At 68.7% G+C, this 14,640-nt stretch carries 16 protein-coding genes; 13 read left to right on the top strand and 3 right to left on the bottom strand.

Annotation, left to right across the window (positions count from 1 at the left end; genetic code table 11):
- The first annotated feature begins 2 nt into the window (after window positions 1-2).
- The 10 genes from CLV49_RS04215 to dnaB all read left to right on the top strand — a co-directional run bounded on the left by CLV49_RS04215 (window position 3) and on the right by dnaB (window position 9,904).
- Complete coding sequence (locus CLV49_RS04215; protein WP_106562411.1) at window positions 3-590, top strand: hypothetical protein; 588 nt, start codon at window positions 3-5, stop codon at window positions 588-590.
- Between the two features lie 151 nt (window positions 591-741).
- Window positions 742-1,560 (top strand): lytic transglycosylase domain-containing protein, encoded by an 819-nt coding sequence (locus tag CLV49_RS04210; protein ID WP_243696719.1) that lies wholly within the window; start codon window positions 742-744, stop codon window positions 1,558-1,560.
- An 84-nt stretch (window positions 1,561-1,644) separates the two neighbouring features.
- Window positions 1,645-3,075, top strand: a complete 1,431-nt coding sequence (locus tag CLV49_RS04205; protein ID WP_424978785.1) for a CCA tRNA nucleotidyltransferase — start codon at window positions 1,645-1,647, stop codon at window positions 3,073-3,075.
- Between the two features lie 263 nt (window positions 3,076-3,338).
- Window positions 3,339-4,667: an ABC transporter substrate-binding protein gene (locus CLV49_RS04200; protein WP_106564876.1), complete on the top strand. Its 1,329-nt coding sequence runs from the start codon at window positions 3,339-3,341 to the stop codon at window positions 4,665-4,667.
- 455 nt (window positions 4,668-5,122) lie between these two features.
- Entirely contained in the window at window positions 5,123-5,878 is a 756-nt protein-coding gene (locus CLV49_RS04195; RefSeq protein ID WP_106562409.1) for a hypothetical protein, read from the top strand.
- A 326-nt stretch (window positions 5,879-6,204) separates the two neighbouring features.
- On the top strand, window positions 6,205-6,588 hold the full coding sequence (gene rpsF / locus CLV49_RS04190) for a 30S ribosomal protein S6 (RefSeq protein ID WP_106562408.1): 384 nt from the start codon (window positions 6,205-6,207) through the stop codon (window positions 6,586-6,588).
- Between the two features lie 4 nt (window positions 6,589-6,592).
- Window positions 6,593-7,108: a single-stranded DNA-binding protein gene (locus tag CLV49_RS04185; protein ID WP_106562407.1), complete on the top strand. Its 516-nt coding sequence runs from the start codon at window positions 6,593-6,595 to the stop codon at window positions 7,106-7,108.
- 70 nt (window positions 7,109-7,178) lie between these two features.
- The gene (rpsR, locus tag CLV49_RS04180; RefSeq protein ID WP_106562406.1) at window positions 7,179-7,439 is read left to right on the top strand and encodes a 30S ribosomal protein S18; all 261 of its coding nucleotides are present in this window, start codon (window positions 7,179-7,181) and stop codon (window positions 7,437-7,439) included.
- An 11-nt stretch (window positions 7,440-7,450) separates the two neighbouring features.
- The gene (gene rplI, locus CLV49_RS04175; protein WP_106562405.1) at window positions 7,451-7,903 is read left to right on the top strand and encodes a 50S ribosomal protein L9; all 453 of its coding nucleotides are present in this window, start codon (window positions 7,451-7,453) and stop codon (window positions 7,901-7,903) included.
- 627 nt (window positions 7,904-8,530) lie between these two features.
- Window positions 8,531-9,904, top strand: a complete 1,374-nt coding sequence (gene dnaB / locus CLV49_RS04170) for a replicative DNA helicase (protein WP_106562404.1) — start codon at window positions 8,531-8,533, stop codon at window positions 9,902-9,904.
- Between the two features lie 58 nt (window positions 9,905-9,962).
- On the opposite strand, the gene CLV49_RS04165 is transcribed toward dnaB, so the two are convergent.
- Window positions 9,963-10,628 (bottom strand): peroxiredoxin-like family protein, encoded by a 666-nt coding sequence (locus CLV49_RS04165; RefSeq protein ID WP_106564875.1) that lies wholly within the window; start codon window positions 10,626-10,628, stop codon window positions 9,963-9,965.
- Window positions 10,629-10,836: 208 nt separating this feature from the next.
- Here CLV49_RS04165 and CLV49_RS04160 point away from each other — a divergent pair, with 208 nt between their 5' ends.
- From CLV49_RS04160 to CLV49_RS04150, 3 genes are all read left to right on the top strand, one after another.
- The gene (locus CLV49_RS04160) at window positions 10,837-11,460 is read left to right on the top strand and encodes a DUF1684 domain-containing protein (protein WP_106562403.1); all 624 of its coding nucleotides are present in this window, start codon (window positions 10,837-10,839) and stop codon (window positions 11,458-11,460) included.
- A gap of 91 nt (window positions 11,461-11,551) precedes the next feature.
- On the top strand, window positions 11,552-12,238 hold the full coding sequence (locus CLV49_RS04155; RefSeq protein WP_106562402.1) for a DUF308 domain-containing protein: 687 nt from the start codon (window positions 11,552-11,554) through the stop codon (window positions 12,236-12,238).
- The gene (locus tag CLV49_RS04150) at window positions 12,235-12,489 is read left to right on the top strand and encodes a hypothetical protein (protein ID WP_243696718.1); all 255 of its coding nucleotides are present in this window, start codon (window positions 12,235-12,237) and stop codon (window positions 12,487-12,489) included. Before CLV49_RS04155 ends, CLV49_RS04150 begins: the two co-directional genes overlap by 4 nt.
- 125 nt (window positions 12,490-12,614) lie before the next feature.
- Here CLV49_RS04150 and purB read toward each other — a convergent pair whose 3' ends face one another.
- Window positions 12,615-13,997, bottom strand: a complete 1,383-nt coding sequence (gene purB / locus CLV49_RS04145; protein WP_106562401.1) for an adenylosuccinate lyase — start codon at window positions 13,995-13,997, stop codon at window positions 12,615-12,617.
- Entirely contained in the window at window positions 13,994-14,524 is a 531-nt protein-coding gene (locus CLV49_RS04140; protein ID WP_106562400.1) for a low molecular weight protein-tyrosine-phosphatase, read from the bottom strand. Before CLV49_RS04140 ends, purB begins: the two co-directional genes overlap by 4 nt.
- Window positions 14,525-14,640 lie beyond the last annotated feature (116 nt).

The raw sequence follows: 14,640 nt of genomic DNA, 5'->3' as shown, positions 1-14,640 counted from the left end.
CTGTGACGGATCTGCTGCACGTCGCGGCGCTCCTGCCGGCGACCCTCGGTGTCTGCTGCACCGCGGGTCGCCGGCGTATCGGCGCCGAGCTGTGGGCGGCGATCGTGATGCTCGTCGTGATGGTGGACCTCGCGCTCGGCGTCGTCTCCGTCCCGCCCGTCGTGTGGACCGCTGTGCTCGTGGCGACGGCTCTCGGCGTCGTCGCTCTCGGTGGCCGGTCGGGCGAGGACACCCACCCCGAACGAACCGGCCAGGGGTCGGGATCGGCCCGGCGGCGATCGAACGGAATGGTCGCGCTGGTCGCCGTGGGAAGCCTCGTCATGGCAGGGCTCGCCGCTCTCATGGCTGCGTCCGTCGGCGGGGCGGTCGGCCACACCTCGACTGCCGGGGTCGGGACCGGTCATCACGCGGCGACCTCCCTCACCGGTCTCCTCCCATCCGTCGTCCTCATGGCATCCGCGGTCTTCACGATCGTGGTCATGGGGGTGGCCGTGCAGGCGGCACGGGAACGTCGCTCGCGCCTCGAGATCGCTGAGCTCGGCAGCATGGCCGCATCGGTCGCGCTCATGGCGCTCGCCGTCTCCGCCTGATCGCCGTCGGCGCGCCGCGGTCACGGTAGCCGCGCCGCGCCTACCCGGGAGGTGCCGGAGTCGCCGGAGCACGGTCAGGAGCGCCGTCTACACTCGGGGACGTCATGATCGTCTTCCCGCCGGCGTCCGCCGCCCGTCCCATTCCGCGGCGGTGACCGCTCGTCGCTCGCGACGCCGCCCGCCCGGTCGCCGCTCGCGACGCCGGTCCGCGTCGTCGGGTCTCGTCGTCGTCGCTGTCGTCGCGTCTGTCCTCGTGCTCGGCGTCATCGTGTCGCTCGTGGCCCTCGCGACGGGGGCCGGATCCACGGTGGACGACCGATCCGGAGCTGCTCCCGGCGCCGCCGATCCCATCGTGGAGTCGAGCCGGATCGACGCCGTCCCGATCCCCGCCGATCGATCCATCGCCTCGCTTGCCGACCCCGACTGGGTCGCCGAGATCGCCGGCCGAACCGGCATCCCGATCCGGCCGTTGTCCGCCTACGCCGGCGCGGCCCTGCGGCTCGCGGAGGAGCAGCCCTCCTGCCGCCTCGAGTGGACGACGCTCGCGGCGATCGGCCGCGTCGAGACGGTGCACGCGACGATCTTCGACAGTGCGCTCGACCGCGACGGCGTCTCGACCCCTCCCATCGTGGGGATCCCGCTCGACGGCGACGGTGTGCTCGCCGTGCCCGACACCGACGGGGGAGCGCTCGACGGCGACACCGAGTGGGATCGTGCCGTCGGCCCGATGCAGTTCATCCCCAGCACGTGGGCCATCGTCGGATCCGACGGGAACGCCGATGGCGCGGCCGATCCGCAGCAGATCGACGACGCGGTGCTCACCGCCGCGCGCTACCTGTGCCGCTCCGATCGCGACCTCGCCGATCCCGCCGACTGGGTCGCCGCCGTGCACTCCTACAACCCGAACCTCGAGTACAACGACAGTGTCGCCGACTTCGCCGACCGCTACGCGACGGCCGCGAACGGCTGAGTGCGCCCGGCGCGTGCGCCCGTCGACCCACAGGTCGACCGGGCGCGACGGAGCGCCCCGCCGGCCGCCGATACGATGGGTGCCATGGTCGTGAACATGGCGGAGGCTCTCGTGCGCCTGCAGGCTCTCGCCGGCCACCCCACCGTCAGTGCACTCGCCGAGGCCTTCCGCGACGCCGGGCACGAGCTCGCTCTCGTCGGCGGTCCCGTCCGTGACGCGATGCTCGATCGCGGCACCAACGACCTCGATTTCACGACGAACGCCCGTCCCGACGAGATCCTGCGCATCGTCACGCCCATCTCCACGGCGCAGTGGGACATCGGGCGCGAGTTCGGCACGATCGGCGCGCGCATCGCGGGGGAGACCGTCGAGATCACCACCTACCGCGCCGACGAGTACGACGGGGAGACCCGCAAACCCGTCGTGGCCTTCGGCGACACCCTCGATGGCGACCTCGTCCGCCGCGACTTCACCGTCAACGCGATGGCGCTGCGGATCCCCGAGGTGAAGCTCGTCGATCCGTCCGGTGGTGTCGAGGACCTCGTCTCGGGTGTGCTCCGCACGCCGATCGACCCCGACGTGAGCTTCGGGGACGACCCCCTGCGGATGCTCCGGGCCGCCCGTTTCGCCGGCCAGCTCGGCTTCTCCGTGCATGCCGACGCGCGCGCGGCGATGCGTGACCGCGCCGCGACTCTCGACATCGTGAGTGCCGAGCGGGTCCAGGGGGAGCTCACGAAGCTCCTCTCGACCGACGCCCCCCGCGAGGGCATCCGGCTCCTCGTCGACACCGGTCTCGCCGAGCGGTTCCTGCCCGAGGTCCCGGCGCTCCGCCTGGAGATCGACGAGCACCACCACCACAAGGACGTGTACGAGCACTCGCTCACGGTGCTCGACCAGGCGATCGGCTACGAGAAGGAACGCCACCCCGGAGAAGCGCCCGATGTCACTCTGCGCCTCGCCGCGCTCCTCCACGACATCGGCAAGCCCGCCACGAAGCGCACGGAGGCCGGCGGGGTCACCTTCTACCACCACGACATCGTGGGTGCGAAGCTCGCGAAGAAGCGCCTCACAGCGCTGCGCTACGACGGCGACACGATCCGCGATGTGGCGCGGCTCGTCGAGCTGCACTTGCGCTTCTTCGGCTACACCGAGGCGGCCTGGAGCGACTCGGCGGTTCGTCGGTACGTCCGCGACGCTGGCCCGCTCCTCGAGCGGCTCCACATGCTGACGCGTGCCGACGTGACCACCCGCAACAAGCGCAAGGCCGACAGGCTCGGATTCGCCTACGACGACCTCGAGGAGCGGATCGCGGCCCTGCGCGAGCAGGAGGAGATGGACTCCGTCCGCCCCGACCTCGACGGCAACCGCATCCAGGAGGTTCTCGGCGTCCCCCCTGGTCGTGTGGTCGGCGAGGCGTACAGATTCCTCCTCGAGCTGCGTCTCGACGAGGGTCCGCTCGGTGCCGAGGAAGCCGAGCGGCGCCTGCTCGCCTGGTGGGCCGACCGGTCCGACTGACCCTCGGCGGCGGCCGTCCGGGAGTCCTGGGCTGCCCGTTCCGGTGTGTTGAGGCCACCCTCACTGGGCCTTCCCGGGTCGACGGGCGTATTCTGTCCATGGCCGTCGCGTCCCCTCGGACGTCGTGCGCGGCCGCGCGGGGCGGAACCCGAGGTCGCGAACGGCGCGACTCTCCGCCCGTCGGCCGACATCCTGCACGCGTCGGCCGATCGATCGGTGCCGTCCTCGGCGGTGCCGTCGAACCGACGTCACGAAGGACGAACATGTCACCTCGCATTGCCCGGACGGTCGCCCTGTCGGCCGTCGCCGCAGTCCTCCTCTCCGGTTGCGCCCCCGAGGCGGGGTCGTCGGCCGATGAGCCCACGACCGTCACGTTCCGCCTGTGGGACGAGACCGTGGCCGAGTCGTACGAGCAGTCCTTCGACGCCTTCGAGGAGGAGCACCCGGACATCGACGTCCAGGTGAACGTCGTGGGCTGGGAGGACTACTGGACCGACCTCCGCACCGACGTGGCGGACCAGACCATGGACGACCTCTTCTGGGTCAACAACTCCTACTACGGCGCCTACGCCGACGCCGGGAGCCTCGTCAACATCGATGAGACCCTCGGCGAGGCGGCGAAGGACGCGTGGGAGCCGTCCGTCGTCGACCAGTTCACGCGCGACGAGACCCTGTGGGGGGTGCCGCAGCTCTACGACGCCGGCATCGCCGTGTACTACAACACCGAGCTGCTCGAGGCGGCCGGGCTCACGCCGGAGGATCTCGAGGACCTCACGTGGTCGCCCGACCCGGAGGACGACACCTACACGGCGGCGGCGAAGGCGCTGACGCTCGACTCGTCGGGCCGCGCTGCGGGTGCTGAGGGCTTCGACGCCGGGGCCGTCAGCCAGTACGGCACCAACCTCGCCTACGACCTGCAGGCGATCATGCTGCCGTTCATCGGCTCGAACGGCGGCCAGTTCCAGGACGGAGAGGACTTCGCGTTCGCGGACGACGAGAAGACCGTCGAGGCCATCTCCTACCTCGTCTCGAAGATCCGCTCGGACCACGTCGCCCCGGACCCCGCGGACACCAACGAGGACGGCGACTTCAGCCGCGACGCGTTCATCGACGGGAAGATGGCGATGTTCCAGTCGGGCATCTACAACCTCAAGAACGTCCAGGACGGCGCCGACTTCGACTGGGGCGTCTCCATGATCCCGTCGGGCCCGGCCGGTCGCGTGTCGGTGACGAACGGCGTCGTCGTCGCCGGCAACGCCGCGTCGGAGAAGCAGGACGCGATCGCGGATGTCCTCGAGTGGCTCGGTTCGGAAGAGGGCGCAGCCCCTCTCGGAGAGTCCGGCACCGCCGTGCCCGGTGTGACCGACGCGCAGAGCACCTTCTTCGACTACTGGGAGAACGAGGGCGTCGACGTCGAGCCGTTCTTCGACGTCGTGGGCGACACGACGATCCCGGCTCCGACCGGACCGGACTTCGCGAAGGCGTTCGACGAGTACGACCCGATCCTCCGTTCGATCTTCACGGGTGACGTCACGGTGGAGGACGGCCTGCGCCAGGCCCAGGACGCGGCCAACACGGCCCTGGCCGGCTGACCCCTTCCGTTCCCTCCCCCCCCCCCGCCCCACCAAGTACAGCTTTTGAGCGTGTTCGCACCGTTGCACCGGTGAAAACACGCTCAAAAGCTGCACCTGGGTGGTCGGGTGACGGCTGAGGTGCGTTCGTCGTCCACAGCGAGGCGGGGGGCGCGGTCTGCACAGATCGTCGGACCCGTCCGAGGTGCGAGGGGTTCACACGCCATGCTCGCCGCATGGAGAACGTGCATTCGGCGACAAGCCGCCCCGAGTTGGCGGTATCCCGGGACTTCCGTGACATCGGGCGGCAGCGGAGGCCGTCGAACGATGCTGCGCGTGTCCGGATCCGTCGAGGCGTTCACATACGGCGTCAGGATTGGGACGGGGCTGATGCGACGTCTCGGCACCGCATTCGGATTCAGGCGGTCGCAGAGACACGACGCGTCGATGCTGTCTTCTCCCACACCTCGGCTGCTGTGATTCACGGTCTCCCGCTGCTCGACCCTCCTGGCGCCTTCGTCCACGCCATCACCGATCCGGCAGTCCGTCGGCGTGCATCCGCTATCGCATGGCACCGTCGCAAGCTGGCCGATTCCGACGTCGTCGAGATCGACGGCCTCCTTGTCACATCGCTCCCGCTCACACTGCTCGATCTCGCGAGGACGGAATCCTTCGCCGCGGCCGTCGTCGCGCTCGATGCAGCCGTCGATACGGTCGAGGCCCGACCGCGATGGGACGCGCGAACGTCGCGGATCGCTCGCGACGAGCTCGTCGCGCGGCTCGATGCAATCGCCGGCGCGGCCGGTGTCCGGCGCGCGAGAGATGCGGTGTCGTTCGCCGACGGACGTGCCGAGAGCGTCGGGGAGTCGCTGAGTCGCGTTCAGATGTTCCCGTGGGGAGTCCCTCTGCCGGACCTCCAGACCGAGGTCGAGTGCCCGTCTGGAGCGATGCGGCGAGTCGATTTCAGGTGGAGTGATGCTTCGCTCATCGGCGAATTCGACGGGCGAGTGAAGTACGGCCGTATGAGCGGCGGTGGTGACAGAGAGGTCGCCGACATCGTCTGGGCGGAGAAACGCCGCGAGGACGATCTCCGTGCCACCGGCGCGTCGGTCGTCCGCTGGCTCTGGAATGACGCCACGGACGGCGCGCGTCTCGTCGCGCTTCTCGCGCGATACGGAATCACAACCGCCAGGCGCCAACCGCGTCCGGTCTTCACGAAAGGAACACGATGAGCATCTCAATCACCACTCTGATCCCGACCACGGCACCGAGCCCGGTCCCCTCCCTCTCCGTCCCTCGCAGACAGCTTTTGAGCGCTGTTGCGCCAGTAGAGCGGTGTAACCGCGCTCAAATGCTGCGTGTGACAGGGGTCCACCGCGTGGGGGCGAAGGGAGGGCTGGGCCTTTCGCGGCGGCCGCACATGGCGCCGCGAGCCGAAGTCCGTTACGCTGGGGAGGTTGCCCGCGTGGACTCGATCCGTTTCCCGCGTTGCAACGATGCTACGCACCCTCCTGTTGCAGACCGTCTGCAGCCGTTCAAGTCCGAAGGAGGTGGGTTAGTGACGCATCAGTACGAACTCATGGTCATCCTCGACCCCGAGATCGACGAGCGCACCGTCGCTCCGAGTCTCGACAAGTTCCTCAACGTCATCCGCAACGATGGTGGAACGATCGACAACATCGACATCTGGGGCCGCCGTCGCCTCGCCTACGAGATCAACAAGAAGACCGAGGGCATCTACGCCGTCGTCAACTTCACGGCGAACTCGACCGCGACCGACGAGCTCGACCGCCAGCTGAAGCTGTCGGAAGCCGTCATGCGCACGAAGGTTCTCCGCGCCGAAGAGGGCTTCGCTCTCGTCGCCGCTGAGAAGAAGCGTGCAGAGGCGAAGGCCGAACGCGCCAACAAGGCCCCCGCCAAGGCTGCCGCGAAGGACGCCTAGTCCCATGGCCGGCGAGACGATCATCACCGTCGTGGGCAACCTCACGGCAGACCCCGAGCTGCGCTACACGCAGAACGGGCTGGCGGTTGCCAACTTCACGATCGCTTCCACCCCTCGCTCCTTCGACCGGGCTTCCGGCGAGTGGAAGGACGGCGAAGCGCTGTTCCTCCGGGCGAGCGTGTGGCGGGAGTTCGCCGAGCACGTCGCGGGATCGATGACGAAGGGCAGCCGCGTCATCGCGACCGGTCGCCTCAAGCAGCGCTCCTACGAGACGAAGGAAGGCGAGAAGCGCACGTCGATCGAACTCGAGATCGACGAAATCGGCCCCTCGCTGCGCTACGCCACCGCTCAGGTGACGCGGGCGCAGTCCTCCGGCGGTGCCGGTGGCGGCGGCGGTCGTGGCGGCGCTCCCGCCGTGTCCGACGAGCCGTGGGCCGCGAGTGCCCCCGCCACGTCGAACTCCGGTTCGGCCGATGGGTGGAACACCCCCGGCTCGTACTCGGACGACACCCCCTTCTGATCCTCACAACCGGTCGGGCGCTCTGCGCCCCGACCGGTGAGAACACTCTTCATACGTAAAGGAAAACCACATGGCTGGAAAGTCTGGCGGCCCGAGCCGCAAGCCCGCCCGCGGGAAGGGCGCGAAGAACGCTGCCCCCGCGAAGGCGATCCGTGTTGGCGTCATCGACTACAAGGACGTCCCCACGCTGCGCAAGTTCATCTCCGAGCGCGGCAAGATCCGTGCTCGCCGTATCACCGGTGTCTCCGTCCAGGAGCAGCGCCTCATCGCCCGTGCCGTCAAGAACGCGCGTGAGATGGCACTGCTTCCCTACGCCGGTTCTGGCCGCTAAGGAGCGCCCCCATGTCGAAACTGATTCTGACGCACGAGGTCACCGGCCTCGGTGCCCCCGGAGACATCGTCGAGGTCAAGAACGGGTACGCCCGTAACTTCCTCATCCCGCAGGGCTTCGCCGTCTCCTGGACGCGTGGCGGTGCCAAGCAGATCGAGCAGATCAAGGCGGCCCGCGCCGCCCGTGAGCTCGCGACGCTCGAAGAGGCCCAGTCGCTCAAGGCCAACCTCGAGTCGAACACCGTCAAGCTGGTCGTGAAGGCCGGCAACGAGGGTCGTCTCTTCGGCTCGGTCAAGACCACCGACATCGCGGAGGCCGTCAAGGCCGCCGGTCTCGGTGAGATCGACCGTCGCAAGGTCGAGATCCCCACGCCGATCAAGGTCGTGGGCACGCACGAGGCGAGCCTTCGTCTCCGCGAGGACCTCTCGGCGACGATCACCCTCCAGGTGGTCGCTGCGAAGTAAGTCTCCGGCGGCGTTCAGCCGCCTGTGACGCCGTGAAAGGGCGGCGACCGGATTCCGATCCGGTCGCCGCCCTTTCGCGTCCCCTCGCGCTACTGGTCGAGTCGCGTAGAGGATCGGTGAAGGTGAGAAATGCTCCGGTATCGCGCTCTCTCCCCGGCTGAAATCCGGGCCATCACGGCGCCCACTTGTGCACAGGTCGAAAGTCAAATCCAAACTCTCAAGCACTGGTTGAGGCTGTTTTTACCCACAACCAGTGGAAAGTCTAAGAACCTGATCAAGGCTTATTTATTTATTGAGACAGGTGGTCACCGCCCAAGTTGTCCACAGGCTGTCTGCACAAGCTCTGCGGCGTTTCGCCCATCTTTCCCACAGGGTTATCCACAGGTCATATTTGGCGGGCCGGGAGGACCATCCATAGGGTGGGGCGACGCCGGAAGGCGGCGGGCGACGATGCTCGGAACGCGAGTGTCAGAGGTTCCCGATTGACTGGCACGACAGGCGTCGGCGGAACGGCTGCCGGTCGTTTCCGTCAGCGGGCGCGGCCGGGAGGCCGGTGTCCCGTGGGACGTCTGGGCACGAGGGCACGCCACGCATCGGAAGAGCACCACACCACTCAGGAAGGGTCGTATGTCGATCGCTCATCTCGGTCTCACGGACGAGTTCTCCTCCGACGAGAGGCGCCAGGGCGAACGCACCCCTCCCCACGATCTGCTCGCGGAGCAGTCCGCCCTCGGCGGCATGATGCTCTCGAAGGACGCCGTCGCCGACGTCGTCGAGACCGTGCGCGGTGGCGACTTCTACGTCCCGAAGCACGAGATCATCTTCGACGCCCTGCTCTCGCTCTACTCGCACGGTGAGCCCACAGACGTCATCGCCGTCACGGACGAGCTCATCAAGACCGGAGACCTCCAGCGCGCCGGTGGAGCCGACTACCTCCACACGCTCACGGCTCTCGTCCCCACGGCCGCGAACGCCGGCTTCTACGCCTCGATCGTCGCCGAGCGCGCGCTCCTGCGCCGCCTCGTCGAGGCCGGCACCCGCATCGTCCAGATGGGATACGCGGGGGAGGGTGAGGTCCTCGACCTCGTCAACAACGCGCAGGCGGAGATCTACTCGGTCGCGGCCAACGACAACACCGAGGACTACGTGCCGCTCAACGTCGCCGTCGACGCAGCGATCGAGGACATCGAGGCGGCGAAGGGACGCGACGGTCAGTTCACGGGTGTGCCCACCGGGTTCTCGGGCCTCGACCAGCTCACCAACGGACTCCACCCCGGCCAGATGATCATCATCGCCGCGCGTCCGGCTCTCGGTAAGTCCACGCTCGCGCTCGACCTCGCGCGCGCCGCGGCGATCAAGCACAACATGCCGGCCATCTTCTTCTCCCTGGAGATGGGGCGGTCAGAGATCGCCATGCGCCTCATGTCGGCCGAGGCCTCCGTTCCGCTGCAGAGCATGCGTAAGGGCACACTCGACCAGCGCGACTGGACCACGATCGCCTCGGTGCGCGGCCGCATCAACGACGCTCCGCTCTACATCGACGACAGCCCCAACATGACGCTCGTCGAGATCCGCGCGAAGTGCCGCCGCCTGAAGCAGAAGGTGGGCCTCCGACTCGTCGTCATCGACTACCTCCAGCTCATGACCTCGGGCAAGCGCGTCGAGAGCCGCCAGCAGGAGGTCTCGGAGTTCTCCCGCGCCCTCAAGCTCCTCGCGAAGGAGCTGCAGGTGCCCGTCATCGCGCTCTCGCAGCTGAACCGTGGACCGGAGCAGCGAGCCGACAAGAAGCCCGCCATCTCCGACCTGCGCGAGTCGGGCTCGATCGAGCAGGACGCCGACATGGTCATCCTCCTCCACCGCGAGAGCGCGTACGAGAAGGAGAACCCGCGAGCGGGCGAGGCCGACCTCATCGTCGCCAAGCACCGAAACGGCCCCACCGACACGGTCACGGTCGCCTTCCAGGGCCACTTCTCCCGCTTCACGGACATGGCACCGATCTAGGCACTCCGCGAGCTCGGCGTGTCAGGCGGGCCGTGGCGCTCCCGACATCGCCCGCCGGTCACACAGCGTCGACTGCGTGCAGGATCTCCTCGGTCTCGGTGCGCGTCGTGTAGTCGACGTGGATATCGACGAACCGAACGACCCGGTCCGCGTCGACCACGACGACCGTGGGGTACGGGATCGCCGGAGTGGCGTCGGCATTGCTGTCCTTGACGGCGAATCCGAGCGCCGTGTGCGCTTCCTGTGCAGCCGCACTGGGTGCTGTGACGATGCCGAGTGCGCCCGACAGGGTGTTCGACGGGTCGGAGACGACCGTGAATCCGAGGTCGCCGTTGGTGACGGCCGCGGCGGATCCGTCCGGCGTCTGCGGGCTGATCGCGATCAATGCGACCCCCCGTTCCGCGAGTTCGGGTGCGAGCGTCTCGTTGTAGTGCTTCAGCGTGATGTTGCAGTACGGGCACCATGCCCCACGGTAGAAGACGAGCACGGAGGCGCCGTCGCCGAGGAGATCCGAGAGGGCGACCGTCGCCCCGGTCGTGCCGACCACATCCGCCTCGGGCAGGACCTCACCCACCGAGACGGTGCCGTGAGGGACTCCCGCAACCGTCAGATCGGACTGTTCCGCAGCGAAGACCGCTGCGAGATCCGGTCCGACCGTCTCGTTGAATCCGACGTTGAATTCGGCGACCTGGTCGCCGATGGTTGCTCGGGTGGGGGTAGACATCGTGCTCCTCGTGACGGGCGCCTCTTCGGCGACGGGTAGCGAGATCATAGGTCGGCTTCGCGGAAAGACACCGGGAGTCGTGTAACGAAGCGTCACCTGGCTCAGGGCGTCGAGGGCGTGGCCGTCGCGGAGCACGACAGGCGACCGTGAGGGGTCGGACTGCCCCGCGTCCGGCTCCCTCCCTTCCCACCTGGCGTACCCTGAACGGATGATCGAAAAGAGCGCCCGGACGGCCCTGGAGGTCGCCGATTGGCGACGCAGCGTGTTCGCCCTGTACGACGAGGTGCGCCGGACGGACGACCCCGCCACGGCCCACGAGCTCTGGAGCACGGGCCGCGACGACCTCATGGGGACCCACCCCGCGAGCCCGCTGTCGCCGGACGAGCGCGAGCGCTTCAACGGCCTGCCGATCGCGCCGTACGACCCGGCGTGGCGCTTCGAGCTCCCGATCGTCGCAGCGGAGCCGGGCGGCTTCGAGTTCCCGACGGGCACGGACGGCATTGTCCCGTTCGAGCGCATCGGGAAGGTCGAGATCCCGAACGCCGGCTCGCTCGACGTGTGGCGCCTCACCACGTACGGCGGCGGCCTCTTCGTGCCGGTCCGCGACGCCCTCGCCGGGCATCCAGGCGGAACGTACGGCGGAGGCCGCTACCTCCTCGACACCATCAAGGGCGCCGATCTGGGCTCGGACATCGACGCCGGCACCATCGTGATCGACCTCAACTTCGCCTACAACCCGTCGTGCGCGTACGACCCGGCCTGGGCCTGCCCGCTCGCACAACCCGGCAACGTCCTGAGCGTCCCTGTGCCCGTGGGTGAGCTCTACGGCTGAGGCGCACGCCGTCCGCCACCCCGTCCGTCCTCCCAGGGCGAGCACGTAGACTGGAGGGGTTCCACAGCACCCACCGAAAGAGGCCTTGACCGTGGCTCACCCCGCCGGAGTCGACCCCCGCGCAACGCTCGGTTCGACGAGCGGAATCGCCCGGACCTACTGGCCCGTCCCGCTCGTCCGCGCCGTCGTCGCGGCCATTGCGGCGCTCGTGACCACGTTCTCGCTCGACCACTCGAGCATCATGGGACTCCTCGTGTTCGGGGTGTTCGCCCTCGCGGCCGGTGTACTCGGTGGAGTCTTCGGCGCCTCGCGCCTCGGTGACGACCGTGCGTCGCGCACCCTCTTCCTCGTCCAGGCCGCCGTCTCGGGCGTCGCCGCGATCGCGGCCCTCGCCCTCTCCTTCGCGGCCCCGACTCCTCCCGCCTACGTCTACCTCGTCGTCGCGTGGGCAGTCGTCACGGGCCTCCTCGAGCTCGTCGCCGGCGTGATCGGACGCGAGCGCACCGTCCTCGCCCGCGACTGGACGGTCGTCGGCGCGATCACGGTCATCCTCGGCATCGCGTTCCTCGCCGTGCCGCCGGACTTCACCACCAACTTCTCGGGAGCCCAGGGCGTCTCGGGCACCATGACCACCTCCATCATGGCCGTCGGGCTCTTCGGCGCATATGCGGCGATCATCGCGGCCTACCTCGCGATCGGCGCGTTCACCCTCAAGGGCGAGCGCGTACGTGACACCGCGACGGACGAACCGGCCCGCGACGAGAGGTCGGCATCGTGACCAAGGAGAACCGTCCGAGCATGCGCGACGTGCTGAAGCCCGTCGAACTCCTCGCCCTCGCCGGCGCGATGGGTGTCTTCACCGGTCTCATCGCCTTCATGTCGACACGAGACCTCGTCATCGGCCTCATCGGACTCGGCGTCGCGTTCATCGTGGCCCTCGTGCTGCTGGCCATGTTCGCGCTGTCCGTCGCGCCGACCGACGACGAGAAGCGCGACATCGAGGAGCAGGACCGCCCGTCCTCGCACTGACCGGTCGATCGCCGCGCGTACCGCTGTCGGGCCCGTCGATCGGCGACGTCGCCGGGTAGAGCGTTCGCGCCGATAGGCGGTGGTGTGCCGCCGCGTATCGGCGCAAACGCTCTACCGGGCAGGGGCTAGGGCAGGTAGTCCACGAGCTCCGAGGCGACACCGACATACGTCGCCGGCGTGAGGGCCAGGAGGCGGGCCTTCGCCTCGTCGCCGATGTCGAGTCCGCTCACGAACGCCGTGAGGTCGTCGTGGCCGATGCGCTTCCCGCGCGTCAGCTCCTTGAGCAGCGCGTACGGGTCGGAGATCGTCGAGCGACCGGCGGCCACCTCGGCGCGGATGACCGTCTGGATGGCCTCGCCGAGCACCTCCCAGTTGGAGTCGAGGTCGGCGGCGAGGGCCGGACGATCGAGGTCGATCTCGCCGAGCCCACGCGTGAGGTTGTCGAGCGCGAGGAGCGAGTGCCCGAGCCCCACGCCGATGTTGCGCTGCGTGGTCGAGTCGGTGAGGTCGCGCTGGAGGCGCGAGGTCACGAGGGTCGCCGCGAGCGAGTCGAGGAGCGCCGAGGAGAGCTCGAGGTTCGCCTCGGCGTTCTCGAAGCGGATCGGATTGATCTTGTGAGGCATGGTCGAGGAGCCCGTCGCGCCGGCCTGCGGGATCTGGCGGAAGTACCCCATCGAGATGTAGGTCCACACGTCGGTCGCGAGGTTGTGCAGCACGCGGTTGGCGTGCGAGACGCGGTTGTAGAGCTCGGCCTGCCAGTCGTGCGATTCGATCTGCGTGGTGAGCGGGTTCCAGGTGAGCCCGAGGCCCTCGACGAACTCGCGGGACAGCGCTGGCCAGTCGGCCGACGGGTCGGCGACGACGTGCGCGGAGAACGTGCCGGTGGCTCCCGAGAACTTGCCGAGGTACTCGGTGCCCTCGATCTGCGTCGCGATGCGGGTGAGCCGGTGGGCGGTCACGGCGATCTCCCGGCCCATCGTGGTGGGCGTGGCGGGCTGACCGTGGGTACGCGCGAGCATCGCGTCGTCGCGGAACTCGCGGGCGCGGGCACTCAGCACCGCGATCACACCGCGGTATTTCGGAAGCCAGACCTCGCGGACGGCGGCGGCGACGGTGAGCGCGTACGAGAGGTTGTTGATGTCCTCGCTCGTGCACGCGAAGTGGGTGAGCTCGGCGATGTGATCGAGTCCGAGCGTCGTGAGGCGCGAGCGGACGAGGTACTCCACGGCCTTCACATCGTGACGGGTGGTGGCTTCAAGGGTGGCGAGCTCATCGATCTCGGCCTGTCCGAAGTCTCTCACGACGGCGCGGAGCCCGTCGCGCTGAGACGGGTCGAGAGGGCTCGACCCGAACATCGACCGGTCCGTGAGGAAGATCAGCCACTCGACCTCGACGTGCACCCGCGCGCGGTTCAGACCCGCCTCGCTGAGGTGCTCGCCCAGCTCCGTCACGGCGGCGCGGTAGCGACCGTCCAGGGGGCTGAGCGGTTGAGGGGGAAGTGCGGTCATAGTGTGGCTCCCTGACGGACTGCTGGTTCGAGTTGGCGGAACAGTGCGGTGCACGCCCGCTCTATCATCCCAAGAACCTCGTCGAAGGTCCGATCGTCCGAGTAGTAGGGGTCGGGGACGTCTGCGAGCGCGGCCTGTCCGGGGTCGAATCCGAGCAGCAGGCCGATCTTCGCGCGGTCCTCCTCACTCGTCGCCCACGACCGGAGGATGCGCTCGTGGCTGCGGTCGAGGGCGACCACGAGGTCGAGGCCGTCGAACCATTCCGGGTCGAACTGTCGCGCCCGGTGGGAGCGGCCGTCGTAGCCGCGACGGGCGAGGGCCGCGATGGTGCGCTCGTCGGCGCGTTCGCCGACGTGCCAATCACCGGTGCCCGACGACGCGACTCCGACGCGGGAGGAGAGGCCGGCGCGTGTCACGAGGTGTGTGAACACCACCTCGGCCATGGGGGAACGACAGATGTTGCCGGCGCACACGAAGTTGATCCGGAAGGGTTGCGCCGACTCCGTCGTCGGGGCGTCGAAGTCCATTCGCCCATTGTGGACCACTCGTCCCGTCCTGCACAGGGCGATTCCGGACCCTGTCCGCTCCACTCGTCGTCCACAGACCTCCTCGGGTCGACCCCGTCCACCGCACCGCCCGGACG

Source organism: Labedella gwakjiensis (genome assembly GCF_003014675.1).
GTDB lineage: Bacteria > Actinomycetota > Actinomycetes > Actinomycetales > Microbacteriaceae > Labedella > Labedella gwakjiensis.
This window is presented reverse-complemented; position numbering and strand designations above follow the sequence as displayed.

Coding starts and splice junctions, on each gene's coding strand:
- purB (WP_106562401.1), bottom strand. CDS start 13,997: ATGACCGCACTTCCCCCTCAACCGCTCAGCCCCCTGGACGGTCGCTAC.
- CLV49_RS04200 (WP_106564876.1), top strand. CDS start 3,339: ATGTCACCTCGCATTGCCCGGACGGTCGCCCTGTCGGCCGTCGCCGCA.
- CLV49_RS04205 (WP_424978785.1), top strand. CDS start 1,645: ATGGTCGTGAACATGGCGGAGGCTCTCGTGCGCCTGCAGGCTCTCGCC.
- rplI (WP_106562405.1), top strand. CDS start 7,451: ATGTCGAAACTGATTCTGACGCACGAGGTCACCGGCCTCGGTGCCCCC.
- CLV49_RS04185 (WP_106562407.1), top strand. CDS start 6,593: ATGGCCGGCGAGACGATCATCACCGTCGTGGGCAACCTCACGGCAGAC.
- CLV49_RS04165 (WP_106564875.1), bottom strand. CDS start 10,628: ATGTCTACCCCCACCCGAGCAACCATCGGCGACCAGGTCGCCGAATTC.
- rpsR (WP_106562406.1), top strand. CDS start 7,179: ATGGCTGGAAAGTCTGGCGGCCCGAGCCGCAAGCCCGCCCGCGGGAAG.
- CLV49_RS04140 (WP_106562400.1), bottom strand. CDS start 14,524: ATGGACTTCGACGCCCCGACGACGGAGTCGGCGCAACCCTTCCGGATC.
- dnaB (WP_106562404.1), top strand. CDS start 8,531: ATGTCGATCGCTCATCTCGGTCTCACGGACGAGTTCTCCTCCGACGAG.
- CLV49_RS04160 (WP_106562403.1), top strand. CDS start 10,837: ATGATCGAAAAGAGCGCCCGGACGGCCCTGGAGGTCGCCGATTGGCGA.